The following is a 25,415-nucleotide window of genomic DNA, read 5'->3' on the forward strand; positions in this document are numbered from 1 at the left end:
CTATTCTATGATGTCGCCACGTAGTAAGTACTTACAAAGTGCTGCAGTGCTCACAAACCCTAACATGGCTATTAATAGTGCTGCTTCAAAATATAAAACGCTTTCCGCATATATTCCGTAAAGTAAAATAAGTGCTATAGCATTAATGTACATAGTGTCCAAAGCAAGAATTCTATCTGCGACTGTAGGGCCTATTAGTAGTCGCCATAAATTAAGAATTAAGGCAACACAAAGGCAAGCAGCTACAATGATGATGGTTAAACTTAGCATCCAAAAATCTCCTTAATCGGCTTTTCGTAGCGTTGTTTAATAGAGTCGATAAGCTCAGCTTCGTTTGTTAAATGTAAGGCATGTATATAAAGCCAAGCTTTGTCTTTTGAGACCTCTGTACTTACTGTGCCAGGAGTTAGTGAGACTGTACTAGCTAAAATAGTAATGCCTAAATCAGTGCTTAAATGAATTGGTACAGCGACAAACGCAGGGTTCAATTTTCTAGTAGGTCCAATTATCAATAAAGCTACTTCAACATTAGCGACTAAAATATCTTTCAGTACCATGCATATATAGCGAATAGCGAGCCAAGGTTTGCGTATTTTTGGATGCTCGTCGCGCATTCCTGTAACTAACCAAGGAATGGTAATTGCAAAAAAAACAGCCAATACAATGTGACCGGCACTAATGGAGTTATTTAACAGTAGCCAAACTACAAAAAGCAGAAAGCTATGAAAAGGCATAGGGAATAACATTATTGGGTTACTCCTGGTAATAAATCATACGCGGAAGATTGAATGTCATGCAGATAATAGGCTGCTTGTTGAGTGAATTCACTAACATCGCTACCAAATAATACCAATAAAGGAGACGCGGATAAAAGCAATGCAATACCTGCTATTTCTAGTTTTTTAGCAGGCTCAGCCTCGGCTGCTACAGAGCCATTGTGGCGCCAAAATAAAGTAGTACCTGCTCTGGATAGTGCAATTAATGCCGCAAGGCTCCCAATAAGAATTAATGGCCAAATCCATATGGTTTGAGCTGTAGATTGTGTGGCTTGTAGAATCATTACTTTTCCTACAAAACCAGAGAATGGCGGCATACCAATTAATGACATTGCTGAAATCGCAAAGGCAAAACCAAGTAATCTTGGCTGTACAAAAGGTCGTGAGTGTACAAAGCGGTCTTCTGCTTTACCTCGCTGACGAGCAATAACATCTGCCAGTAAAAACAATCCAGCTGAAGCTAAGGTGCTGTGAACCATGTAATACAAAGCCGCAGAAGTTGCTTCTTCAGAATTAATTGCAGCGCATGCTAATAAGCTACCACTAGATACAATCACCAAGTTAGCACTTAGTATTCTTATATTTGGACTAGCGAATACGCCAATGCTACCTATTGTGATGGTTAATAGCGCTAGAGGCCATAACCAAGGTGTTGCAATGTTGGCCAATTCTCCTGCATCGTCACCAAAAATCACAGTGTAAACACGGAAAATGCTATAAATTCCTACCTTGGTCATAATGGCAAACATAGCTGCTACAGGTGCACTGGCGCTAGCGTAGGTTTTAGGTAGCCAGAAATGCATTGGAAGCATGGCGGCTTTTAAACCAAAGACGACCAACAATAAAAGTGCGCCAGTTTTTGCTAGCGTTGCTGTTTCTCCTTCAAGTTGGGCGACTTTAATCGCCATATCAGCCATATTCAACGTACCAAGTGTGCCGTATAAAATCCCAAGACCAAATAAGAATAAACTAGAGCCAACAAGATTTAGAATGACATAGTGCATGGCAGCTTGGGTTTTCTGTTTACCACCTGCATGCAGTAATAAAGCGTAAGAAGCGATTAATAAGACTTCAAAGAAGACGAATAAGTTAAATATGTCGCCTGTTAAAAAAGCACCATTAATCCCCATAACCTGAAACATGAATAAGGGGTGGAAATGAGCGCCACCTTTGTCTCTGCCTGCTACGGCATAAAGCATAATAGAGAAAGCTAAAAATGAGGTTAGTAATACCAATAAACTGGAGACTTTATCTGCAATCAAAGCAATACCGAATGGTGCTTGCCAGCCGCCTAATGCATATATTTGAAGGCCATCACTTTCTACTTGAAACAATAAAGTGGCAGATGAAATAAGTAAGAAGAACATACCAATGATTGAACTAATTCGCTGTGAATTTAAATCACGGGAAATAGGCGGCAGCAACATAATTGCGCCAAATAACAAAGGGATCAGGATTGGGAAAATGCTCAAGTGCTGCATTTAGTTATTTCCTCCTGATTTGTGTGACGATTCGCCTTCTTGGTCTGGTAAAACCCCATCAACATGATCATTACCTAAGTCTGCTCGTGCACGCATTGCAAGAATGACGACAAAAGCGGTCATCGCAAAGCCAATCACAATAGCTGTTAATACCAAAGCTTGAGGGAGCGGGTCACTATACTGTTCTGATTGGCCCAGTACAGCGGCTGCATTTAATTTAAGTCGACCGCTGGCAAACAAGAATAAATTCACCGCGTAAGACAATAATGTAAGCCCAATAACAACCGAAAAACTGCGGCCTCTTAATGTCAAAAAAATACCACAGGCGGTTAATAAACCGACGCAAAATGCGTACATACCTTCCATTAATCATGCTCCTTTTGTACAGGGCGCTCACTGGTTGTTAGCTGACCGAGATTGGCGAGAATTAACATGGTTGCGCCAACAACCGTAAGGAAAACACCAAGGTCAAACATCATCGCGCTAGCAAGCTCAAATTTCCCTATGACAGGCAAGTAAAAATAATCGAACCAAGATGACAAAAAGGTGTAACCAAATGCCCAGCTACCTAAACCACTGAGTGTCGCAATACCAATACCAGAACCTATCATAATCTGATAATCCAGCTTGACGCGTGTCTTAATCCACTGAACACCGTGAGCTACATATTGTTGAATGATAGCAACAGAGGTGATCAAGCCAGCGATAAAACCACCACCAGGCATATTGTGCCCGCGTAAGAAAATATAGGCAGAGACAAGTAAGGCCAGAGGCAACAAACTTTGAGAAATAACCGATAGCATAATAGGGTATCTATCTTCCGACCAAGGTCTACCGTCACCGTCACTAGATGGCATATACAATCGCATTCTCGAGATGAGTTTATAAATACCCAGCGCGGCTATACCTAGCACCGTAATTTCACCCAAAGTATCGAAACCACGAAAATCCACCAAGATGACATTAACAATATTGGTACCACCGCCGCCCGTTTTGCTGTTCTCTGTAAAAAATGTCGAGATAGTATCGAGAGGGCGAGTCATCAAGGCATAACAGATAGTGCCAATAACGCCACCAATAAAGGCCGCCAAACTCAAGTCACGAACAACGCGACGAGGAGATGATTCTTTTGGTGTCTTCTGAGGTAAGAAGAACAATGCCAAAATTAATAATATAACAGTGACAACTTCGACAGATAATTGTGTAAGTGCCAAATCAGGAGCTGAGAACTTAGCGAAAGCCAAAGACACAATTAGGCCCACAACAGACAAGGTTATTAGTGCGATAATACGTCGTCTGTGCCACAAAACAGTAGCAAGAGCAGAGATACACAACAAAACGGCTGCTGTAATAGACATTGCATCCACTGGGATTTCAGGACGTTGTCCCGCAGTGGCGTTTAACTTCATTAGAGACGATGCTGTCATAACGACCGCTAAGCCTAAAGCAAAGAAAATGTAGCGTTGTAAAGAGCCGTTTTCAGTAATGCTAATGAAGCGTTGAGCTTTAACGGTTAGAGACTGTATAACACCTTCAAATGCTAACTTAGGGTCATTTTTTGGAAACTGAGCCTGAAATTTAAATAAATGTGAGCGGTTGTGATACATAAGCAAGCCGCCAATCAAAGCAATGACACTCATTAACAAAGGGAAGTTAAATCCATGCCATATTGCCAAACTGTAACTGGGTGCTTGAGCATTTAATGTAGCACTCGCTGCAGCGAACAGTAGGTCGCCAACCATGAAGCCAGGAAAGATACCAACAAGTAAGCAGAGTGCGACTAATATTTCTACAGGAACACGCATGTAGCGAGGTGGCTCATGAGGTGTTTTAGGTAGATTAATCGGTTCACCGTTGAAAAAGACATCGTGTATAAAACGCATAGAATAAGCGACAGCGAAGACGCCGCCTAAAGTAGCTAGCACTGGAATAAACCAAGACAGTGAACCAAGAGAAGCCTGATGTAGTGTTTCTGTAAAAAACATCTCTTTTGATAAAAATCCGTTCATCAATGGCACACCCGCCATAGAAGCTGAAGCCACCATAGCGAGAGTGGCTGTATAAGGCATGTACTTCCACAATCCATTCAACTGACGCATATCACGCGAACCAGATTCATGATCTATAATACCCGCCGCCATAAATAAAGAGGCTTTGAAAATTGCGTGGTTAATAATATGAAAAATTGCTGCAACCGCAGCTAAGTCTGTTCCCATACCTAATAATAAAGTAATAAGACCCAGATGACTGATTGTAGAGTTTGCTAAAAGCCCTTTTAAGTCATGTTGGAATAACGCGATATAGGCGCCCATTAAGAAGGTTGCAAGGCCAGTCAAACTGACAATTAAAAACCATAAATCCGTATCTGCTAACGCAGGATAAAAACGCGCCATTAAGAAAATACCAGCTTTTACCATAGTCGCAGAATGTAAATAGGCACTAACTGGCGTTGGGGCTGCCATGGCATTTGGTAGCCAAAAATGAAAAGGAAATTGAGCAGATTTGGTAAAAGCACCAAGTAGAATTAACACGACAATAACAGGGTAGTTTGAACTGGCTTTTATGAAGGCACCACTGTCTAAAATATCTTGAAGACTAAAACTACCAACAGTATTCCCTAAGATTAGTAAGCCTGCTAATAAGGCTAAACCGCCAGCACCAGTGACTGTTAGCGCCATACGTGCGCCTTTTCTTGCTTCGGTTTTATGCCCCCAAAAACTGATGAGTAAAAAAGAGCTAATGCTCGTAAGTTCCCAGAAAAACCAAAGTTGGATCAAGTTATCAGATAGCACAACGCCCAACATGGCAAACATAAACAATATTAGGTATGCGTAAAATTTTCCGATCGAGTCTTTAGCTGACAAGTAATAGCGGGCATATAAAATAACCAGTAAACCAATGCCTAGAATTAAAATAGAAAACAACAAGGCTAAGCCGTCTAGACGGAAAGCAAGTTCTAGCCCAATCGCAGGAATCCATGGAATTGCCGATTGAAAAAGTTCTCCTTGGAAAATATCTCCAGCGTGGGAAAGTATCAAAAACAAGGTTAAAGCGGGTAATGCAGCGGTTAAAAAGGCACAAGCAGTACGGCTATAGCGAGCGGAGATAAGAGGGATTAACGTACCTAATAAGGGAAGGAACGGCAGCCAAGTAAGCGAGTTCAAAAAGTCGGCTCCTTTACGATTGATGAAAGTACATCATGAACAGTATGTACGCTCATGATCATTGTGCTAACAAGCGATATCATATGTGCTTCTTTCTATATAGTTAAGTTGAAATACGTGTCGAATTAGATGTTACCAAGCATAGCCTTTTAGTAATCGAATCAATAGTCTAAAACCAAAGACAGAGAAAAAATATTATAAATAGTTTGAAAAATATTACTCCTAAGAATGAAAATAACCCAAAAAGTTCCTCTTCATAGTACAGAGTGCGAATTTGTTTGTTTTTTTTGCTTCATGAGGGCGTTATCGAATCAGGCTTCAAGTCTATTTGCTCCGTTAATAGGCAATGTAGGAACTATTTCGATAATTACTGTCTGAGCTATTAACTCAAGTCATTGCCTTGATCTTGTTATGAGTCGTTTACATTTTTATACGGTTAGCCTATCTGTCATACGCTATTATTTGCCAGATAATCAATCTACTTACAATGGATGTTTAAAGCTTACCATTTTAGAAAACCGTGTGCTTGTTTCTAAAATATTTTGGTTTAATTGTAATATTTCTGTTCTTTGTTACGACTAATGTTTTAGAACTCAATGACAGAAGTATAAGACAATAAACGATAAACACTGCTTTATTAAAGGAATTCAACTTGATTGCTGAGCTACAAGCCTTTCTCGCTAACGGAGAATCGTCAATACTATTATTGTCTTTGGGTATCATCTTCCTGTCTTATTTACTGGAAGATTTAGCAATAGTAACCGCTGCTACTTTGGCTACTCAAGGTGTTCTCTCTCCTACTGTGGGGCTGATTGCTATTTTTATAGGTATTGCGACTGGAGATCTTGGGCTGTATGCCTTAGGTCGATATGGGCGAAAGGTACGTTTTTTACGCTATAAAGCATTAACCAATAAACACTTTAAAGCAGTACGTGATCGTCTTCATCAAGGGGCATTTCTAAACCTTTTCATTATTCGCTTTGTACCAGGATTAAGGAGTGTTGGGTTCACCATGAGTGGCTTCTTTTCGATTCCATTGCCTTTGTTTCTCTGTGCAGTGCTATCTGCAACGGCATTATGGACTGCATTAATCTTTTTGGTTATCTACTACTTAGGCAGTCAAGTATGGCTGCAAGCCGCTCAATATCAATGGCTTATTATTCCTATCGCAATTGGCGTACTTTTTATTATTAATCGTGTACTTAACAAATCATTATCCAAAGGTCTCTCATGAGTTTGATGTCAGGCGTTCAATTAATACCTCCTCATAAAATAAATGCTGGCATGCCAACATTAGAAGTAGACAGTAAACGCAGTATTTCGCGTTATGAATTTTTCCCAGCATGGTTTTTTTATACGCCAGTTGTCATACAAAGCTTATGTCAGGGTATGTATTATGGCGATTTCCGTTTACCGCTGGTGGTTAATCCCAGTATCAAACTAAGCGGTATGGTTGGTGAGTCTAAGCATGAAATTATGAGCTTAGCTGGCGATATTGCAAAGCCTTGGGTTTCGCCTTTTATCACACGCACCAAAAATAATGATTCGGTCGAAAGCCAAGCCCAAGCAGCGTTGGCGGTAATGAATGAAAATGGTTTGTTTTTTCCTTTAGTTGCTAAGCCTGATCTAGGGTGTCGAGGTGTTGGAGTTAAGTTGCTGCAAGATGAAGGTCAATTAGAGCAATATATTCGTGATTTTCCTGATGAGGCACGTTTTTTATTACAAGAAAAAGCGCCTTATCAAGCGGAAGCGGGTGTTTTTTATGTTCGTCAGCCCGGTGAAGCGCAAGGGGAAATTATTTCTATCACCTTAAAATATGCACCGTCTGTACTAGGTGATGGTCTCCATACCCTTAAGCAACTCATTGAACTTAGTCCACGAGCAGGCCAACTTAGCCACCTTTACCTCCCAAGACATACTGAAAAATTGAACTGGATACCCGAAAAAGACGAAGAGTTTCAACTTGCCTTTGCGGGCAGCCACAGCCGTGGTTCGATTTTTCGTGATGGTAACCAATACATTACTGCTGAACTGACTAAAAAACTCGATGCCATTCTTCATGATGTTGATGGTTATCATTATGGGCGTTTAGACATTAAGTTCGACAATCTAGATGATTTCATGAAAGGTGAAAAATTCACCATTTTAGAACTCAATGGTGCGAGCAGTGAAGCCGCTCATATTTGGGACAGAAATACACCGCTTAAGGCTATTTTTAGTATGTTGCTCAAGCAATACCGGTTGCTGTACGCAATTGGAGCTAAACAAAAAAAGCGAGGCCATAAACCGCCACCTTTAAGCAGTCTGTTAGCTGCTTGGCGTGAAGAGAAAGCTCTAACCGAGCGTTACCCAAGTACGGATTAGTCCTATGTTTTAATTGGTTCATAAATCCAGATCGGCTAAAGCGAATAAAAACGAATCGACATTACCACCGAATAAATCAAAGAGAATTGTATGTTTGCTACATCAAAGAATACAAAAAAGGTGTCACAAGGTCAGGCGCTTGCTGTCATACAAGGTTGTATAGAAGCTTTAGATCAGGGTCGTGAATGTTTAGACGTTTTAACGGATGAACAATATTTAGAGACGGCAAAACCTCATGTTAACAGTGCAATAGGAGAGCATTTCAGACACCTCCTTGATTTGTTTCATGCTGTTTATAATGCACATAACCATAATACAAGCAGCGTTATTGATTATAACTTGCGTAGACGTGGCCATGCGGTTGAAACATCTCGACTTCGTGCTATGGATGAAATTGCTCACTTTATTCATTGGCTGGAAGGCTTGAATCAAGATGAACTAAAAGCGTCTGTGAGTATTTTAACCGAAGTGTCTTTAACACAAAAAAAAGCTCAGCTAATGACTTCGACACTAGAGCGAGAATTAACGTTTGTTTCTTTGCATGCGAATCATCATTTTGCCATGGCAAGAGTCACCATTAGCTTATTAAATATTCATATTAACGAGACGTTTGGGTTAGCGCCAGCGACGTTGTCCTATTTGAGAGGGCAATAAAAATGTGCTCAGTTTCCTGGTTAATTGACGACAATCACTACCAAATTTTTTTTAATCGCGATGAACAAAAAACAAGAGCTAAAGCCTTACCGCCAAGAGTTCAGCACATGGATGGTATGAAAATTTTAATGCCCATTGATCCCGTTGGGCAGGGTAGTTGGATCAGCACTAACGAATTGGGTGTTACTTTGTGCTTATTGAATAACTACCAAGGTAGCATGCCAAGTAATGTCTTATTTAGTCGAGGCCTGCTGTTAAAAAGTTTGTCTAAAGAAGAAAGTATAAAAGGGGTTTGTGAGGCGTTTGAAAGACTCACTTTGTCGCAATTTGCACCTTTTGTATTACTAGCATTCGATTTAAGTGTTTGTCGCAAAGGAGATCCTGTCGTAGCACTTACTTGGGATGGCATTAAATCTTTTATTAAAGCAGCGGAAGCTCCGTTATTTTCTTCTGGTGTCGATTTACTGCAAGTCTCTGATTACCGAAAAGCAGCATTTGAACAGATCGTCGGTGAAAATCGGACCCCAGATAGTTTGTTGGCGTTTCACCAACATCACCATCCTACACATCCACATATGTCAGTTTGTATGCATCGTGACGATGCTGAAACGGTTAGCTTTACTCAGGTTATCGTGACAGAAGAACAACAAGAAATGCGTTATATCGATGGCTTATCTTGCGTGCAACTCACACAAGATGCGCTACAAAAAAATACTACTTTATTGCCAAGCCGAAGTGCTTTGGCTCTAAGTGTTTAATATTCTTATTTAAAACAATTGTTAAGGAAAAGATTATGAAAAAAATAATGGCACTAACATTACTTTTAATGAGTCATTTAAGTTTTGCAGCTGATGCAGTTTATACAGGATATTTCAGTAACAAAGCCCTAGGCGGATACGATACAGTGTCCTATTTCACGGATAACGAACCTGCTAAGGGTAGCTCTAAATACACTACTAAATATAAGGGGGCTGATTGGTACTTCGTATCTCAGACGCACCTAGATTTATTTAAAGCGGAACCAGAAAAGTACGCACCTCAATACGGTGGATATTGTGCTTGGGCGCTTTCTGCTAACAATAGTTTTGCATCAGGTGATCCAACACAATGGGCTATTGTCGATAATAAACTATACTTAAATTATGATAAAAGCGTCAAAGCTAAGTGGGATGCAAAACGTGCATTTCATATAGTTCAAGCAGATAAAAACTGGCCAGCTCTTATTGCTGAATAATCTATTAATTAGATTCTATTAATTGAATAAAAGAACTAGAGGTTCACCGTATGAAATTTCAACCACTTAAGCACTTACCTTCTATCTTTATCGGATTTGTGTTTGTTCAATCTTTGTTTTTTAAGTTTAGCGGATCTTATGAAACAGATTATATTTTCAGCACATTAGGTGATTGGTCAGGCCTAGCTTGGTTTGGCACATACGGTGCTTATATGGTGGGTACAGGCGAATTAATTGCAACGATACTGTTGTTTTCTCGTTGGCATGGTCTTGGTGCGTTGTTCAGTGTTGGCGTGATGTCAGGCGCAATTGTTTTTCATCTATTCACTCCGTTAGGCATCATTATGCCTGAATTTAATGCAGCTGGTGAAATCGTTGCTTATGATGGTGGCTTGTTGTTCGGTATGGCATGTTTAGTTTGGTTATCTGCTGCCTTCCTTACGATTCGTGATTTAAAAAGTGAAACAGGCGTTTTGAATAAATTGTTTAATGCCGTATTTAATAAAGGCAACGCACTATGATCACTAGTCCTTTTCGATTGCCTAGAGTTACGCCGTTTGGCTTAGGTGAATCTATGCTGGAATGGGCTACAGGACTGTCTAAGCTGGATCGTTTGTATCAACAACGACCAGCCACAAATTCCAGTTTTGAATTTATGCGTTACACGTTAAACGCACTAAAGGTCGACTATGAAGTAGTGCTTGGTTCACAAGATACTATTCCAAAAAATGGACCAGTTGTCATAGTCGCAAACCATCCATTAGGAGCAATCGAAGGTGTCATATTGGCAGACTTGGTTGGTGCCGTTCGTTCGGATGTGAAGGTGCTTGCCAATGAAATGCTCAAGCGTTTACCAGAAATTGCAGACCTATTTATTGGTGTTGATGTTTTCGGTGGTGCCTCAGCTAAACGTACAAATGGATTGGCGATACGTGAAGCTAATCAACATCTTACCGATGGTGGGGTTTTGATTATTTTCCCAGCAGGCGAAGTGTCTACTTACGCTAAAGGCGAGAAGTCTTTATCAGACATTGAGTGGCGTAATTCTGTTGCGAAGTTTATAAAACACAGTGAAGCAACAACGGTTCCAATTTTTATTAACGGCAAAAACAGTACGTTGTTTTATCAGGCTGGACGAGTGCACCCCTTACTTCGTACTGCCATGTTAGGGCGAGAGTTGCTCAATAAACAATCATCTAATATTGAAATATCTATCGGTACACCGATTGAATTTTCAGAGCTAAACAGTTTTGAACACGATAAAGACTTAGTTAATTATTTGCGTCTTAATACCTACCTGATGAGCCCGCAGAGAGACCTGGTAAAGAAAGAACTAACATCCAACTTTAGCGTTCCTATTATTTCGCCTATCAGCACAGACCTATTAGAACAAGAAGTCACCTCTTTACCTGAAGACGCCTTATTGTTCGAGCAAAGTGAGTTTGCTGTGTACTGCATACCTTCTCAAACTATTCCTAACTTGATGCAAGAAATAGGAAGAATTAGAGAAGAAAGCTTTCGTGCTGTTGGTGAAGGCAGTGGGTTAGCATGCGATTTAGACGAATACGACAAGTACTATCATCAACTCTTTGTTTGGCATAAAGCAAACAAAGAGATTGTTGGCGCATATCGCCTTGGATTAGTAGATAAACTGATTGAAGAACATGGCATAGACGGCTTGTATTCTAGAAGTCTGTTTAATTATGATCAGGCGTTTATTAACAGTTTGGGTAATAGTTTAGAGATGGGGCGCTCTGTTGTTGCAATCCCTTACCAAAGAAATCTAAACGCCTTGCTGATGCTTTGGAAGGGTATTGCAAATTTTGCCTCTCGTAACCCTGAGTACACACATTTATATGGGCCTGTGAGTATAAGTAACGATTACAGCGATAACGCTAGACAACTGATGGCTGAAACTTTATCAATCCATTATTACGATAATGCGAAAGCCAACCTGGTTTCTCCATCCACCCCGTTACGTAATAATGGGTCACAGTTTTGGCAGTCTAACTTGTTGTCTTCTCTAGCAAGTGTTGCGCTTTTGTCTAAAGTGCTAGCTCGCATGGAAAAGGGAAAAGGTCTTCCTGTTATGTTACGTCAATACTTAAAAATGAATGGTAAGCTTGTCTGTTTCAATGTCGACCCTGCGTTCAACGATACACTAGATGGTCTGATCGTCGTTGATCTGCCAAGTGTACCGCTAAAAACATTAGGTAAATATATGGGAAGACCAGAAGCTGAAATCTATTTGGCAAGTCACCAAAAAGATTAATGTCTAAAAAATATACCTTTAGAAAGCTTGAAAGGTAGTTCGCCTTAAAAAGGAGTGAATGATTAAATTCACTCCTTTTTTGTTTCTGGTGTTCGTAATACTTGGTAGAAATTACCAAACATCGAGAGGCGTTCTAAAATAATGTTTAGGCAGACCAGAAGTGGAACACCGATGAACATGCCCATCGCTCCCCACAACCAACCCCATATGACCAACCAAATGAAGATAATAAGAGGGTTTAAGTTAAAACGTTTACCTAGTGACGTTGGTGTCACAAATTGACTTTCAATCATGTTGATTACAATGAATGTTCCCATGATGATAAAAGCATAGCTGGATGAGTCGAATTGAATGAATCCTACTAGGCCAAGACATACCATAGAAATCATAGGGCCGAGATATGGGGCAAAATTTAACAATCCTGCGAATATGCCCCACAAGAAAGGGTCCTCGACTCCTAGAGCCAGTAGTGCAAAACCGACAGCAATACCTAAGCCGATATTAACAATAGTGATGGTTGCCAAATAACGAGACAAGTCTTGTTGAATAGCTTGTACTAGTTCAACCGCTTTTCTTTTAATGGAAAAATTACTTAACAGCTTTAAGCTTTGGCGAAAAAGAGTGCGTCCATAATTGAGCATAAAATACGCCATTAACAGCGCGATAAACAATTGAGAAAATATTGTTGGGGTTTCGGTAATAACAGATTTGGTTAATGATAAAGCCGTATTGGTCTGCATTTCACCCAGGCTTATGTCTTCCGCCATCTCTAAAATTGACCCTTGTTCTTTGGACGCGTCTGAGGTTACTTTACTGATTTCTTGGGAAATATTTTTCACCAAGTCGGGAAGTTTTGACCACCACTGTTGTGCAGGTTCAGTCAGCATACTGAGGGCAAGAAAAATAACGCCCATCATCAAACTTAATACCACTATGACATTAATGACTCGCGGAATACCGAGCTTTACCAAAGCGTTAATTGCTGGTCCACAAAGTAGTGAAATAAAGGCCGCAAAGATGATGGGTAGCACTAGCGATTTTGCGACATAAAGAGCGCAAATAAGAATAGCCAGGGTAAGGAAACCTGCGAACAGCGCGGTAGGCGTGGAGAATTTTTTGTATGGCATGAGGTGTCCTTATTTTATGGTGTCAGAGTTTGGCGAAAAAGGACTGTCTGTTTTGTCATTATTGGCAGGTTTTTCAGATTGAGCTTGTATTGCTTCCATCACAGGCCTCGCTAAAAAACTCAGATTACGCGCCAAGGGAATAAGAGACTTTTTATTTAAGCGTTGCGTTGTAAATATTCCTAATGCCAACACACAACCAATTTGGAGCGGATGGGATTTTGCATAAGTCGTTGTTTGACTTATGAAGAGGTCCAACGATTTTCTGTATTCTCGTGCTATACGTTGGCCTTCTGAACGTTTTCTCTTAATGATCTTTTGGTTTTTGTTGAAGAATAACATCCAATCCCTCCTTAACTTGTTCTATGGTATGGCGAAATCCAATCAACTTTCGTAAATAGCGTTGCCAACAAAGTAAGAGCACCAGTACCAAACCAAGAGAAGCGACGAAGCCCATGTAGCTAAGTAAAATGACATGAGTGTAGTGATAGGTTAAAAAACCTAACCCGGCGCAAAGGCTTAATAGAAAAAACACAGACAGAACAACGAACAGGATATTTAATAACAGGCTTTGTTTAAGCGCCGATAGGCTGGTTCGTAGTTCAATAAAAAATAGGTCGATGGAAGCCTGTGACCATTGTTTCACTGGGTCTTTTAAAAGAAGGAGTTGATTCCATAGGCTCTTTAATTCCTTAATGGACTGCTCAGCATTTGATTCGGAATGATGCGCCCCAGCTTCTTCATTGTGTTCTTTGGTAGACTGGCCTCCATCCTTAGAGGCCGTGATGCTGTCTTCATTAATAGGCATGGTAGCCACTCCAGAGAGGTTATTTAATGAGCTTAGACACCGCCCAACCTGCCAAGAAAGCACAACCTATACTTAATAAAGGTCGTTCCTTGATTACATTTTCTGCTTTAGCCGTTGCTGTCTTAATATTTTCTGAGCTGACTTCAATGCCATCTTTCACTTGAGTTTTAATTTTCTCAACCGCTTCCATTGTTGCTTCTTCTGCTTTGGCGCGAGTTTCTTCTACTTTAGCTTGTGTCGTATTTTGCGGTTTCTTTTCAGTAGCCATGTTGTCCTCCAAGATTATATTTAAATATCTAACTCAATATTTATTGAGTACATAAAGACTATAGCGATTATTATGCCAACTTTTTAAAACCCCATTATTAAAGGGGTTGAGCTAAATGATGGTTTTTGTTGTTGTAATAATTTCATGGTTCAGTCGTTATTATTGTAAAAAATTCTCAGTGATAAGTTATTTGGAGGGAATAATTTTTTTCATTGTTGATTTTTAAAGGAGGAAAAAAAATTATAGAGTGGCATAAAACCTGCTGTCTTATATTAGATTTTATAAATTTTATAATTCGTATTGGTGTATAAAATGATATTGACTCAAAATAAGAATGAATTAATAGAAATTATGGTGAGAGTAAGGGCACACTATGATTCTTGCTTGGCGGTGATCAATAAACGTTTTAATGAGAATATTGCTCGCTCAGCACTAAAGTTTGCAAAGGTGGAGAAATCCATGTTGAGCAAGCTAGAAGTGTTTTTTGATAATGACGAATCAATTAAAGAAGCCAGTGATAAACAAAAAGTAAATTTCAAAACATACCCAGAAATGTATGAAAATAATATTCGTCTTATTGAATTTTTAAAACTAAAGATAAAAGAAATAAAGCATGAAGAGGTTTGTACGCTACTTTCTTATTGGGTCGCGGCTTTACAAATGGAAAATGATGATATGAAAAAGTATTTGCCTTAGCTTCTTATAAAAATTTTCCATTAAACATAAAAATGGGACGATGTTTCCACCGTCCCATTTAAACTATTCATTCGAGTTAAACCTATTAACAGTCTGTGTCCTCGGTATTAAGATCTTCTTTTACTGCTTCGCACTTGTCTTCAATCGCATTCTTTGTGTCTGTGGCTGCGTTATCTATCGATTCGCCTGCCTTTTCCATTGGGCCTTCTTCACTACAGGCCGCCAAAAGAAAAACCACACTGAATACTGTAAATAATTTAATCATTTTTGAACGTGTAAACATAACTTACTCCTATTTTAGGTTATTTGGATTTGCCGATAACAATCATGATCAAAGAAATTACCAACGACAGAACGAAAATGTAAAACAAAAATTGTGCAATGGTAGTTGCCGCGCCAGCGATACCAGTAAAGCCAAATAGCGCTGATACAATGGCAACGACGAGAAATATAAGTGCCCACTTAATCATAATTTTTTCTCTCTCTAACTAATTTCATGTATAAAAAAGGATTATTCGACAATGCTAAGCTTATCCACGACTTTGCTTACGTCGTTGGCGTTGCTAGCAATGGCAATAGCAAGGTCACGTTCAATATCGGACTCAACATGCCCTGTTAGTGTGACCACACCTTTTTTTGCATCGACATCAATGTCACTACCACTTACATCACTGTTCATCAGTAGTTTTGTTTTAACAACGGTAGATACTTTAGTGTCTGTTAAAGCGTCTAGAGTAGAGTGCTTGTTACTGCTTTCCTGATCTAAAACGGTTAGCTCATTATTGACAGACTCAATGCCTTTTAAGCCAATGATCAACTCTTCTGCTAAATCTTTCTCTACCGTGTTATTCACAGAGCCAGTTAAGGTAACCACCTTATTTTCTACGTCTGTATTAATATCAAAGGAATTGAGGTTGGCATTTAATAACAAGGTTGTTTCTGCTTTACCATCTAGCCACGCGTCCATTGTTTCTTGTTTCCACTTATCTGCAGCCAGCACGGTCGCTGATGAAGTAAAGAGAACAGAGGTCAATACGATTTTTGCAGTGATGTTTTTCATTTCAGTCTCCTTTTTACTGTTTAGTATTTTGAGCGTACCAAGATAATTGCAACGGCTGTGCCAAAAATATAAGACTATGATTTTTAAGCTTAATTTTTTATTTCAGGCGCTTTTTGTAGTTTTTAATCAATAGGAGTGTGAACAATTTACATGGCAAAATTGAAAAAACTATCGGATTATGGGGCGTAATAGCAAAAGCGACTCAAGCTTTTCATAGTACTGACAATAAACGCCATGGATTTTGAAGGCTCTATGGTATGCTTCATATATTCCTTTTATTGATTTTAAGAGACACGCTTTATGCTGTTGCCAAGCCTACTTGTACAGATACAAGACACAGCCCTAAGCAGTAAAATTTTAGGTTTAGATGCTGTTAAAAGCTTCTCTTTGCAATCGAATGACACCTTATTGGATTGGATTGATGCCATTGAAGAAGGTCGTCCGGATGTGGCTATTATAGAAGTGACCGACTTTTCAGAAAGTGATTACCAACGACTCACACATTCTGAAGCTCTACAGAACATGGACCTTATCGTAATTAGTTCTGGCTTTCCTAATCAAAATCTTGATCAGCTGATGGGCGTTGGCGCCATATTTCATTATCGAACACCTGTAGATATGAATGTAGTGTCAGACACCTTGATCGATTTTGGTTTGTACTATCAAGAACACAAAGTTAAAGGTCAAAGAATCTCCACAAGTAATTTAGATCAGTTCGTGATGTTAGTTGGGTCTTCTGCTCCCATGCACAAGCTTTATAGAGTAATTCGACGCGTTGCCAAAACAGAAGCCAATGTACTTATTGTTGGTGAAAGTGGTGCAGGTAAAGAGCTTGTGGCGCAAAGTATTCATCTCGCCAGCGACCGTAACCAAGAGCCTTTTATAGCCATTAACTGTGGCGCGATTGCTCCAGAGCTGGTGGACAGTGAATTGTTTGGGCATGAAAAAGGTGCTTTTACTGGCGCGAATCAAGCACATCAAGGGGTATTCGACCAAGCCAAAGGCGGAACCTTATTTTTAGATGAAATTACCGAAATGCCAATGGAGCACCAAGTAAAACTGCTTAGAGTACTGGAAACGGGAGAATACCGACCAGTGGGGAGTAATCAGGTGAAAATAGCTGACACGCGTATTGTGGCAGCGACTAACCGAGACCCACAAGTCGCCATTGAAGAGCAGTTTTTACGAGAAGATCTGTATTTTAGATTGGCTCATTTCCCTGTGAATATCCCACCATTAAGAGAAAGAGGCAGTGACATAGTTGGCCTAGCGAAGCACTTTATTGCCCATCGTAATGCGGCTGAAGCTCAAAGCAAATCTATCTTGGATTCTGCCCTAGATAAGATCGCAAGTCACAATTGGCCTGGTAACGTACGAGAATTAAAACACTCAATTGAACGCGCTTTTATCCTCGCGGATGATGTTATTAAAGATGAGCACCTTATTTTTGATACCCCGCCATTAGAAACGGGTACCAGCCTTGAGGACATGGTACCAGCAGGCGTTACTCTAGAAGACATTGAAAAAGCTGCTATCATCAATACGTTAGAAGAAAACGATGGTAACAAAACAGAAACAGCTCAAGACTTGGGTATCAGCGTAAAAACCCTCTACAATAAACTAGATAAATACCAAGGCGAATAACCGACCGGCCGTGTCATGTAAAAACACCAGACAATGAACCATGAAGGTGTTTGATACGTAATTAAGAGTCGAATCACTGACTAAATAAGAGGCTTTTATGGTTAGGCTTATTTATACCAGCACCATTACCGATAAATTTGAAGTGAGCGACATCGCTCGCATTCTAAAAATTGCACGAGAGAAAAATAAAGCGATAGACGTAACTGGCCTACTTTCATTTAATCGTCGTTTCTTCCTTCAGTGTTTAGAAGGCGAACGTGATCAGGTAAATCAGATTTACCATAAAATCGCCACAGACCCACGACACAAAATCCCCGTTATTATCGACTATCAAGAAATCACCCACAGAGAGTTTGACGTCTGGAGTATGGGCTACTTGCAAGATGTAGAAAGCTTAAGAGAGCTTTTTTACAAACACACCAAAAGCATCAACTTTGATCCCTACAAAATGAATGGTGACACCGCAAAAGCGTTGTTGATCGATATCCGTGATGAAATAAAGAAAGCGGAACAGGCTTGATTTGAGTGTTTTAAATCTATGATTTTCCAATGCAGTATTGAAGCCAGCGCAGGACAGGGCGCTCTAGTCGAAGCGGAAACCATAGACCAGCATTTAGCATTTAAAGAATCATGGCTTAGAAAATTAGGTATCACTCCTGTTAATTTGATTGCCATTTATGCCCATGGTGATTCTATGGAACCGACTATTTTTAGTGGTGATTCATTAGTGATTGATAAAAGCATGAACTCCGTGACCAGTGACGGCGGCGTGTATGTCATCAACTACGATGGTGAATTGTTCGTTAAACGAGTGCAAAAACAGTTAGACGGTTTGGTTGCTATCACGTCAGACAATAAGAACTATCAGCCAATGACGATACCGCTAGAAGGTTTATCTAAACTAAAAATAATTGGCCGTGTTGTGTGGTCAGGTCATCCGATGATATAGGGAAGGGAGTAAGCGAAATATGAAGATTTTAGACAATTTAATTGTACAAAGTTTAGATGATTTACTTCCTAAAAAAATCATTTCCACTATATATAAAATCTGTGACTTAAGAAACAAAGAGCTTTCTGAAGTAGGAGTAAAACTAACAGTAATATACTTTGTTTCTGTAATTATAATAATTTTATTCCTTGATGCGAAAAGACCCGCAGAGTTAAGTGGATATGGTGATTTTTTAGCTGGATTCTTTAGTCCTGTAGCTTTTGGGTGGCTAGTTATTGGCTACCTAATGCAAAACAGAGAATTAGTGAATCAACTCCACGAGTATCAAAACAACCTTTTGATAACTAAAAGTCAATTAGAACATCAAAAAAATATTGAAATAAATAGAATAAAAGAAAGAAAATTGTTTGCCAGGCCTTATTTTAGATTTGAAAATGTAAGAATAATAAAAACTCATAAAATAACAGGGATTGAAACTGAAATAAAAAATAAAGAAATTGGAATTTACGAGGATCACACGCTAAAAATAGTTACAGAGCTATCAGCGGTGAAAAATGAGATTTACAACTTGGAATTAATAAAAGAGACATCTAACAGAGGGCTAAGTAAAATAGGAAAATATTCAATGAGTACAGTGGGGTTTCCGTCCATAATTACTATGGACTATATATTGAGAAGAACGCATTTAACTTTAAATCAAAAAAATCCATTGTCTATTGATTTAAAATATGAAGACATAGATATGTTAAACCATAAAAGAAAAATCATGCTTTTTATGGAATATGCTGATATTAATGGAGATCATCACTCTTCTGTTTTAGAAATCAGATTGTACGAATCTTATATAGGGTTTTCGGTAATTCACGATGACGATTAAAAAAGGTTTCCACAGCCTACGAAGTCCGATTTCTCGTCAGCGGCTGTAGTAGTCGTAAATTCAATTTCCTCTTAGGGTAAGGGAAGGTTAATGGATGGCAATCGCTCAAACTAAGACAGGCTGGCAAGTAGAGTTTCGTGTAAATGGCCGAGGCTCACGAAAGTATAAACGTGTGTTCCCGACTAAAGCAGAGTGTGATCGTTTCCAACGTTTTACTATTGCTCAACATGAAACCCAATCGGACGCTAAGCCATGGCTGGAAAGACCTAAAGACACACGTAAGTTAAGCGAGTTAATAGAGTTGTGGGACGATTCACACGGCCACTTCTTGCGAGACGGTAAACGGCGTAAAAGTAAATTACTTATGATTGCCGAGCAATTAGGTGACCCTGTAGGTTCCAATCTTACGCGCTTGGAGTACACCCGATGGCGTGCCCAACGATCCAAGGAAGGTAAAAGCCCCAAGACGTTAAATAACGATCTAGGTTATGTGTCGTCTATGTTTAATACCTTAATCAAAGCCGAAGAAATTCATTATCCCAACACATTAACCACCGTCGATAATGTGAAAGTGCCAGAAAATGAACTTTCGTATCTAATGCACGACCAGATAACAGAACTATTAGAAGAAACTAAGGAAGGCGATAATCCGCACGTTTACCTGATAACGAAGATTTCACTATCAACAGGTGCAAGATGGAGCGAGGCCGAAGGATTAACCGTACAGCGTGTACGAAACAATCAAGTAAGCTTTACCGATACGAAAAGTGGCAAAAATAGAAGCGTACCAATTACGCCAGAACTGTTTGAAGAAATTCACGAACACGCAAAGTTAACCAGGGGGAATAGTATCTTTACTGCCTCTATTTCCAGCTTTAGACGTGCCCTAAAAAGAACAACAATCGAACTACCAAAAGGACAAGCCGCCCATGTATTAAGGCACTCATTTGCTAGCCACTTCATAATGAACGGCGGAAACATATTGTCATTGCAAAAAATACTCGGTCATAGCGATATCAAAATGACCATGCGTTATGCACACCTATCGCCAGACTTCCTAGAAGAAGCGGTTAGGTTGAATCCTTTATCAAGTGGAATATGATATAATGCATTCCGATCTATAGGTCTAATTGTTTTTATTTATCGATTTGTTGGTTTCTATATTGATATTCTATCGATCATAAAATATACTCCTTCTAAGGTGTTTAATTTCAAGCGCCTTTCAAACGACTTTTGGAAGATTTTTTATGGCTAGATCAAAGAATATGCATGACGTTAAGAAGGCAGATGGTGGTGGAAATAAGGGTTTGGTTATAGGTGGTAGGGGTTATGTGCCGCTTTTTATGTCTTCTATGGTGTTTATTGTGGCTCTTGTCTGGGCTGTTGCAGAAGGAGGAAAAGAGAACTTAGAGCCTTATGTTGCTCTTTTTGGAGGGGCTGCAGCACTTCTCAGTTTTATTTTTATTAATACTAAAAAGACTAGACCTGAACTAGCTATCAATCTTACACATGTTTTGGCATTCCCCCAGGACAATGAGCCGGAAGAGCTGTTTAGTATAAATATTGCAAATCACTCTAAAGAGCGTGTTTATATAAAAAGTCTCAACTTTAATCTTAATGATGCTGCCAAGTCTGATTTAGTGCATGCCACTGATAGGTTGGGAAAAAGTATTGGAGGGGCTTTAATTGATGCAGGGCAATCTATTAGTTTTAAATTTTTAAAAGCCAGACTTACAAAACAACTCATTGAAACATCACATGAGCTGGAGTCGATATGTGTTTATGATCAATTAGGATATAAGTTTGACTTAAAAGACAAATACGTAAAGACCATTAGAGAAGAAATAGAAAAAAGAAAAGGCCACTCAATTGAGTGACCTTTTATTTTTGGTGCCTCGTATGTGCACCCAGCCCATTTTAAAAAGTGCAAACCCCTTTAAAATCAACCGTTTAAGTGGTGGAGACGGGGGGGATCGAACCCCCGTCCGTCAGCCCTCTGCCATCGGCTCTACATGCATAGTCACTTCTACTATTTGACCACGAACCGCCCGAAGGACAGGGTGTTAATGGCGAGCCTACTTAGTCTTAGAACCTTATCCCTAGGCGGGGCATCGGTTAGCATCTCGTAATTTATGATACTGCAGATTCTCTGGCTACGGGCAACCTAAGTGCAGCACACTAGCAGCGGTTTAGGCTGCTAAAGCGTAGTTTTCGTCGTTTGCGACTATAAAATTGATGCGGGGGATTAACGAGATCACGCATCACTCTCGACATGCACCTTTGGGTTTGTTACCGACGTCGAAACCATGTCGTCCCCAAAAAGTAACGCAATTCTAGCTCAAACAATGCGCTTAGGCTAGAGATAACGTGGAATTGCTTTGTTTCTTCACTATTTGATCGTAGTGCTTGTAATAGTGTTTGTATCTTAACGCTTTTACTTTAATTCATTGATCTAGGTGTTAAGCGTGTTTCATTAATCGTTCTTTGTCTCGCGACCAATCACGATCTCGTTCGGTATCACGTTTATCGTGTTCTTTCTTACCGGTTACGAGTGCCACTTCACATTTGATCTTGTTGCCTTTCCAGTACAGCGCCATGGCTGCACAGGTCTTGCCTTTCTGTTCAGTGATTTGGATTATTTTTTCCAGCTCTTTTCGGTTCAGCAAAAGTTTTCGCTGACGCATAGGCTCACAAACAACATGTGTTGATGCTGCTAATAGTGGCGTAATGCGCGCGCCGACAAGCCATGCTTCATTCTGGTGAATGATAACAAAGGCGTCTACTAATTGGGCTTTACCTTCACGCAAACTTTTCACTTCCCAACCAGATAAAACAAGTCCTGCTTCGAACTTCTGGTCAACAAAGTAGTCATATTTTGCACGTTTATTGAGCGCGATTGTGCCCGTACTGTTGGATTTTTTCTTTACTTTACTCATAGTTGGAAATTATACGGTCGATAGAGGGAAAAACCTATGCTTTTCTTGAGGTATGCCTCTGAATGTAAGAAAATTCATACTTGTTAAATAATTTTTCTGGTTAGGTGTTGTGAAGGTATTGGTTACGTTCACATTTTTTACCTATCCTTAAACATGTGTTGTGTATTTAGAGCCTAAATTTATGCCCGAAAGTCGATGTTTACAAGGTATTTGGTCAAGTCCCTGGATTTTTATTTTTGCGGCCAGCGGTTCGGCTGTGGGGCTGGGAAACATTTGGCGGTTTCCTTACGTATTAGGACAAAACGGCGGCGGTGCATTTTTGTTAGTGTATTGCTTATGTTTGCTGTTAGTTGGCTTGCCAGTCCTAATGGCGGAAGTGGCATTGGGGCGTACCGTTCGTTCTAATCCTATTGATACAGTTAATGATTTGAGTGAGCGCCGTATTGTGCATCCTGCTTGGGTGTTCGTACCTTGGTTAGCGGGTGTGACTGGATTTCTGATTTTGGCGTTTTACAGTGTTATTGCTGGTTGGTCGTTAGCGTATTTACAACGTGCAATTTCTGGTGATTTCATGGGGATTAGCCAATCTGGCGCGTCCGATATGTTTAATGCTTTGTTGGCAACGCCATCTGAAATGTTACTGTGGCATTCTATGTTTATGCTGCTGGTAGTGATTACTGTTGGTCAATCTGTCACCCGTGGGCTTTCGGCTGTAGTACGTTTTTTATTACCTGTTTTGGTTGTCTCTCTCGGCTTACTGGCTATTTATTCCGTGTCTGTTGGTGATATGCCTGCGACTCTACAGTTTATGTTTCAGTGGGCATGGAAAGACATCACGTTTGATGTGGTATTGGCCGCCGTTGGAATGGCTTTATTTAGTTTGAGTGTGGGCATGGGGGCAATGTTTGCCTACGGTGCTTATATTAATAAACGTATGTCTATCGCTCGTGCTTGTTCAATTGTTGTTGGCGTAGACTTGCTGGTGGCATTATTGGCAGGTTTAGTGATATTTCCTTTGGTATTTGCTTCTCAAATTGATGTGCAAGCTGGGCCGAGTTTGACCTTTGTATCCTTGCCTCTTATTTTTGGCAATTTGTTCGGTGGCCAGTTTTTTGCGAGTGTGTTCTTTTTGTTGTTAGTGGTTGCTGCGTTAACGTCAGCCATTTCGATGTTGGAGTTGTTTGTTGCTTGGTTACATGAACGCTTCTATATTGCGCGATTAAAAGCAGCATTCTTAATGGGTATTGTTGTTTGGTTTATTGGTATCGCTGTGTTGTTGTCTTTTAACCAGTGGGATATCTCGATTGCATTTGGACTGAATTTCTTTGAGTTGCTAGATAAGGTAACGTCGCTGATTCTCTTACCTGTTGGGGCAATTTTATTATCTATATTGGTCGCGTGGTTTATTCCTCATTCTATGTTGCAGAATGAGATGATTACAAAAAATGTAAACCATTTTCAATGGTGGTATAAGGTATTGAAATACATAAGTATTCCAGCAATGGTTGTGATTACACTTGCTGGTTGGATAGGAGTTTAGTTTGAGTCATATAGAGCGTTTTGCTCATGTTAATTACAGTTGCGAGCAGATGTTTGCCTTGGTAAATGATATTGATGGTTATCCCGAGTTTTTACCTGGGTGCTTAGATGCGACATTAGTATCACAAACTGACACTGAAATTATTGCTTCTTTAGACGTAGGTAAGGGGCCAATGAAACAATCTTTTACAACTAAAAATACGTTAGAAAGTTATAATCGTATTGAAATGGATTTAGTAAAAGGGCCTTTTAAGCGTTTGCATGGTGTATGGACTTTTACTGAATTGTCGCCGACGAGTTGTAAAATCATGCTTAGTGTTGATTTTGAGTTAAGCGGTATGCTGAAGTTGGCTTTTGGTGGTGTGTTTAGTCAAATTGCCAATGCCATGGTAGATTCCTTCAGTAAACGTGCAAAAGTAGTATACGGTGAATAATATTAAAGTGTACGGAGAATAGTATGAGAGTAGAAGTAGCTTATGCTGAACCTCTAAAGCAAAAAATTATTGCTTTAGAGGTGGAAGAAGGTTGTTCTGTTCGAGACGCTGTACGTCGTTCAAATATTACGACGTTTTTCCCTAATGTTGATGTGGAAACTGTGAAAGTGGGGATTTTTGGCAAAGCTGTTCGTAATCCCGATGATCAAGAATTGAAAGAAGGCGAGCGAGTTGAACTATATCGTGAGCTGATTGTTGACCCTAAACAAGCTAGGGCCAACCGCGCAGCGAAAACAGCGAAAGACTAGTTGTTTTCAATCTGTATTAGAACGCCGTTGCTAAACGTTAGCATTAGATCGTTTACATCGCTTTTTTGAGTGTCTGGGGCAGCGTGTAGAATTGTATAAACATAATGCCACTCGTTTGGTTTAAAAGTGTCTCTTAGCATTGGGGTTCCCAATAGGTAAGTAACTTGAGATTCAGACATACCGACTTCTAACTGTGATAGTTGTTCCTGTGTTATAAGGTTTCCTTGCGATACTGGAACCTTGTAAGCGTCTGGCAATATACCGCATGCACTAAGTGAAAGTGCGGTGCATAGAATTAAAACTGATTTTTTCATTTGTATTATCCTTACTCTGGTATGCTAATGATAAAGTAATTATCGACAATATCGAATAGAGAATGACTCATGACTAGCGAAAATCAAGAGCTAAAGAAAGCAGGACTCAAGGTAACTTTACCACGAGTGAAAATTTTACAGATCCTTGAGGGGGCGGGCGACCGTCATATGAGTGCTGACGATGTGTATCGTACACTGCTTGATCAAGGTGAAGATGTTGGTTTGGCAACCGTTTATCGTGTATTAACTCAGTTTGAAACAGCTGGATTAGTGCAGCGTCACCACTTTGAAGCTGGCACCGCCGTTTTTGAGCTTGCAAAAGGCGACCACCACGATCATATGATTTGTTTGGAAAGCGGTAATGTGATTGAATTTGTTGATCCTATTATTGAAAAACGCCAACACGAAATCGCAGAGGAGCATGGTTTTGAAATTGAAGACCACAGTTTGATTTTGTACGTGCGTCCAAAGAAAAAATAAAAATTCATTGTATTTACAATGAATGAAAAGGGA

At 39.8% G+C, this 25,415-nt stretch carries 32 protein-coding genes and 1 other RNA gene; 18 read left to right on the forward strand and 15 right to left on the reverse strand.

Translation table 11 applies throughout. From position 1 onward, the window contains the following. From IF202_RS00075 to IF202_RS00095, 5 genes are read right to left on the reverse strand one after another with little or no spacing between them, the layout of a single operon-like run. Positions 1-270, reverse strand: a complete 270-nt coding sequence (locus IF202_RS00075; RefSeq protein WP_191592838.1) for a K+/H+ antiporter subunit F — start codon at positions 268-270, stop codon at positions 1-3. Further along, positions 264-749: a Na+/H+ antiporter subunit E gene (locus tag IF202_RS00080; protein WP_191593792.1), complete on the reverse strand. Its 486-nt coding sequence runs from the start codon at positions 747-749 to the stop codon at positions 264-266. Before IF202_RS00080 ends, IF202_RS00075 begins: the two co-directional genes overlap by 7 nt. Then, a complete protein-coding gene (locus IF202_RS00085) occupies positions 746-2,257 on the reverse strand; it encodes a monovalent cation/H+ antiporter subunit D (RefSeq protein WP_191592839.1) in 1,512 nt (503 codons plus the stop codon). The genes IF202_RS00080 and IF202_RS00085 overlap by 4 nt, the downstream gene beginning before the upstream one ends. Continuing rightward, the gene (locus tag IF202_RS00090) at positions 2,258-2,623 is read right to left on the reverse strand and encodes a Na+/H+ antiporter subunit C (RefSeq protein WP_191592840.1); all 366 of its coding nucleotides are present in this window, start codon (positions 2,621-2,623) and stop codon (positions 2,258-2,260) included. Beyond that, positions 2,623-5,421: a monovalent cation/H+ antiporter subunit A gene (locus IF202_RS00095; RefSeq protein WP_191592841.1), complete on the reverse strand. Its 2,799-nt coding sequence runs from the start codon at positions 5,419-5,421 to the stop codon at positions 2,623-2,625. The genes IF202_RS00090 and IF202_RS00095 overlap by 1 nt, the downstream gene beginning before the upstream one ends. Before the next feature lie 652 nt (positions 5,422-6,073). Between IF202_RS00095 and IF202_RS00100 the strand changes: the two genes are divergently transcribed. The 7 genes from IF202_RS00100 (at position 6,074) to IF202_RS00130 (ending at position 11,945) form a co-directional block, all read left to right on the forward strand. Next, complete coding sequence (locus IF202_RS00100; protein WP_191592842.1) at positions 6,074-6,655, forward strand: DedA family protein; 582 nt, start codon at positions 6,074-6,076, stop codon at positions 6,653-6,655. Continuing rightward, positions 6,652-7,785 (forward strand): D-alanine--D-alanine ligase, encoded by a 1,134-nt coding sequence (locus IF202_RS00105; RefSeq protein WP_191592843.1) that lies wholly within the window; start codon positions 6,652-6,654, stop codon positions 7,783-7,785. Before IF202_RS00100 ends, IF202_RS00105 begins: the two co-directional genes overlap by 4 nt. Before the next feature lie 90 nt (positions 7,786-7,875). After that, positions 7,876-8,439 carry a hypothetical protein gene (locus IF202_RS00110; protein ID WP_191592844.1) on the forward strand — a complete coding sequence of 188 codons (564 nt, stop codon included), beginning with the start codon at positions 7,876-7,878 and terminating at the stop codon, positions 8,437-8,439. 2 nt (positions 8,440-8,441) lie between these two features. After that, positions 8,442-9,197, forward strand: coding sequence for an NRDE family protein (locus IF202_RS00115; RefSeq protein WP_191592845.1), 756 nt, complete (start codon positions 8,442-8,444; stop codon positions 9,195-9,197). 35 nt (positions 9,198-9,232) lie between these two features. Then, positions 9,233-9,673, forward strand: a complete 441-nt coding sequence (locus IF202_RS00120) for a YHS domain-containing (seleno)protein (RefSeq protein ID WP_191592846.1) — start codon at positions 9,233-9,235, stop codon at positions 9,671-9,673. A 50-nt stretch (positions 9,674-9,723) separates the two neighbouring features. Then, positions 9,724-10,194, forward strand: coding sequence for a hypothetical protein (locus IF202_RS00125; protein ID WP_191592847.1), 471 nt, complete (start codon positions 9,724-9,726; stop codon positions 10,192-10,194). Further along, complete coding sequence (locus tag IF202_RS00130) at positions 10,191-11,945, forward strand: lysophospholipid acyltransferase family protein (protein ID WP_191592848.1); 1,755 nt, start codon at positions 10,191-10,193, stop codon at positions 11,943-11,945. Before IF202_RS00125 ends, IF202_RS00130 begins: the two co-directional genes overlap by 4 nt. 68 nt (positions 11,946-12,013) lie before the next feature. Here IF202_RS00130 and IF202_RS00135 read toward each other — a convergent pair whose 3' ends face one another. The 4 genes from IF202_RS00135 to IF202_RS00150 are packed head-to-tail and all read right to left on the reverse strand — an operon-like array spanning position 12,014 to position 14,145. Further along, on the reverse strand, positions 12,014-13,072 hold the full coding sequence (locus IF202_RS00135) for an AI-2E family transporter (RefSeq protein ID WP_191592849.1): 1,059 nt from the start codon (positions 13,070-13,072) through the stop codon (positions 12,014-12,016). Between the two features lie 9 nt (positions 13,073-13,081). Further along, positions 13,082-13,411, reverse strand: a complete 330-nt coding sequence (locus tag IF202_RS00140) for a hypothetical protein (RefSeq protein ID WP_191592850.1) — start codon at positions 13,409-13,411, stop codon at positions 13,082-13,084. Beyond that, positions 13,377-13,877 carry a phage holin family protein gene (locus tag IF202_RS00145; RefSeq protein WP_191592851.1) on the reverse strand — a complete coding sequence of 167 codons (501 nt, stop codon included), beginning with the start codon at positions 13,875-13,877 and terminating at the stop codon, positions 13,377-13,379. Before IF202_RS00145 ends, IF202_RS00140 begins: the two co-directional genes overlap by 35 nt. Before the next feature lie 19 nt (positions 13,878-13,896). After that, positions 13,897-14,145, reverse strand: a complete 249-nt coding sequence (locus IF202_RS00150) for a PH domain-containing protein (RefSeq protein WP_191592852.1) — start codon at positions 14,143-14,145, stop codon at positions 13,897-13,899. A 312-nt stretch (positions 14,146-14,457) separates the two neighbouring features. On the opposite strand from IF202_RS00150, the gene IF202_RS00155 reads away from it, so the two are divergent. Further along, on the forward strand, positions 14,458-14,841 hold the full coding sequence (locus IF202_RS00155; RefSeq protein WP_191592853.1) for a hypothetical protein: 384 nt from the start codon (positions 14,458-14,460) through the stop codon (positions 14,839-14,841). An 85-nt stretch (positions 14,842-14,926) separates the two neighbouring features. Here the strand turns inward: IF202_RS00155 and IF202_RS00160 are convergent, their stop codons facing one another. The 3 genes from IF202_RS00160 to IF202_RS00170 are packed head-to-tail and all read right to left on the reverse strand — an operon-like array spanning position 14,927 to position 15,901. Beyond that, on the reverse strand, positions 14,927-15,124 hold the full coding sequence (locus IF202_RS00160) for a hypothetical protein (RefSeq protein WP_191592854.1): 198 nt from the start codon (positions 15,122-15,124) through the stop codon (positions 14,927-14,929). Positions 15,125-15,143: 19 nt separating this feature from the next. Next, positions 15,144-15,311 (reverse strand): DUF1328 domain-containing protein, encoded by a 168-nt coding sequence (locus IF202_RS00165; RefSeq protein WP_191592855.1) that lies wholly within the window; start codon positions 15,309-15,311, stop codon positions 15,144-15,146. Positions 15,312-15,352: 41 nt separating this feature from the next. Further along, positions 15,353-15,901 (reverse strand): BON domain-containing protein, encoded by a 549-nt coding sequence (locus IF202_RS00170; protein WP_191592856.1) that lies wholly within the window; start codon positions 15,899-15,901, stop codon positions 15,353-15,355. 300 nt (positions 15,902-16,201) lie between these two features. Between IF202_RS00170 and IF202_RS00175 the strand changes: the two genes are divergently transcribed. The 6 genes from IF202_RS00175 to IF202_RS00200 all read left to right on the forward strand — a co-directional run bounded on the left by IF202_RS00175 (position 16,202) and on the right by IF202_RS00200 (position 21,248). After that, positions 16,202-17,545 (forward strand): sigma-54 interaction domain-containing protein, encoded by a 1,344-nt coding sequence (locus tag IF202_RS00175; protein ID WP_191592857.1) that lies wholly within the window; start codon positions 16,202-16,204, stop codon positions 17,543-17,545. A 97-nt stretch (positions 17,546-17,642) separates the two neighbouring features. Continuing rightward, positions 17,643-18,065: a BLUF domain-containing protein gene (locus tag IF202_RS00180; protein ID WP_191592858.1), complete on the forward strand. Its 423-nt coding sequence runs from the start codon at positions 17,643-17,645 to the stop codon at positions 18,063-18,065. A gap of 18 nt (positions 18,066-18,083) precedes the next feature. After that, the gene (locus IF202_RS00185) at positions 18,084-18,494 is read left to right on the forward strand and encodes a S24 family peptidase (protein ID WP_191592859.1); all 411 of its coding nucleotides are present in this window, start codon (positions 18,084-18,086) and stop codon (positions 18,492-18,494) included. Positions 18,495-18,513: 19 nt separating this feature from the next. After that, positions 18,514-19,371: a hypothetical protein gene (locus tag IF202_RS00190; RefSeq protein WP_191592860.1), complete on the forward strand. Its 858-nt coding sequence runs from the start codon at positions 18,514-18,516 to the stop codon at positions 19,369-19,371. 94 nt (positions 19,372-19,465) lie between these two features. Further along, a complete protein-coding gene (locus IF202_RS00195) occupies positions 19,466-20,473 on the forward strand; it encodes a phage integrase (protein WP_191592861.1) in 1,008 nt (335 codons plus the stop codon). 145 nt (positions 20,474-20,618) lie between these two features. After that, a complete protein-coding gene (locus tag IF202_RS00200) occupies positions 20,619-21,248 on the forward strand; it encodes a hypothetical protein (protein ID WP_191592862.1) in 630 nt (209 codons plus the stop codon). A gap of 78 nt (positions 21,249-21,326) precedes the next feature. Here the strand turns inward: IF202_RS00200 and ssrA are convergent. Then, positions 21,327-21,688: a transfer-messenger RNA gene (gene ssrA / locus IF202_RS00205) on the reverse strand. A gap of 142 nt (positions 21,689-21,830) precedes the next feature. Beyond that, on the reverse strand, positions 21,831-22,307 hold the full coding sequence (gene smpB / locus IF202_RS00210) for an SsrA-binding protein SmpB (protein ID WP_191592863.1): 477 nt from the start codon (positions 22,305-22,307) through the stop codon (positions 21,831-21,833). Positions 22,308-22,488: 181 nt separating this feature from the next. Here smpB and IF202_RS00215 point away from each other — a divergent pair, with 181 nt between their 5' ends. The 3 genes from IF202_RS00215 to IF202_RS00225 are packed head-to-tail and all read left to right on the forward strand — an operon-like array spanning position 22,489 to position 24,588. Then, positions 22,489-23,847, forward strand: coding sequence for a sodium-dependent transporter (locus IF202_RS00215; RefSeq protein ID WP_191592864.1), 1,359 nt, complete (start codon positions 22,489-22,491; stop codon positions 23,845-23,847). Between the two features lies 1 nt (position 23,848). Next, positions 23,849-24,280: a type II toxin-antitoxin system RatA family toxin gene (locus tag IF202_RS00220; protein WP_191592865.1), complete on the forward strand. Its 432-nt coding sequence runs from the start codon at positions 23,849-23,851 to the stop codon at positions 24,278-24,280. A gap of 23 nt (positions 24,281-24,303) precedes the next feature. After that, the gene (locus IF202_RS00225) at positions 24,304-24,588 is read left to right on the forward strand and encodes an RnfH family protein (protein WP_191592866.1); all 285 of its coding nucleotides are present in this window, start codon (positions 24,304-24,306) and stop codon (positions 24,586-24,588) included. On the opposite strand, the gene IF202_RS00230 is transcribed toward IF202_RS00225, so the two are convergent. Further along, entirely contained in the window at positions 24,585-24,902 is a 318-nt protein-coding gene (locus IF202_RS00230; protein WP_191592867.1) for an outer membrane protein assembly factor BamE, read from the reverse strand. The two genes, IF202_RS00225 and IF202_RS00230, sit on opposite strands and share 4 nt — an antisense overlap. Positions 24,903-24,971: 69 nt before the next feature. Here IF202_RS00230 and fur point away from each other — a divergent pair, with 69 nt between their 5' ends. After that, positions 24,972-25,382, forward strand: coding sequence for a ferric iron uptake transcriptional regulator (gene fur / locus IF202_RS00235; RefSeq protein WP_191592868.1), 411 nt, complete (start codon positions 24,972-24,974; stop codon positions 25,380-25,382). Positions 25,383-25,415: the final 33 nt, after the last annotated feature.

It is taken from the genome of Marinomonas colpomeniae (assembly GCF_014803385.1).
GTDB lineage: Bacteria > Pseudomonadota > Gammaproteobacteria > Pseudomonadales > Marinomonadaceae > Marinomonas > Marinomonas colpomeniae.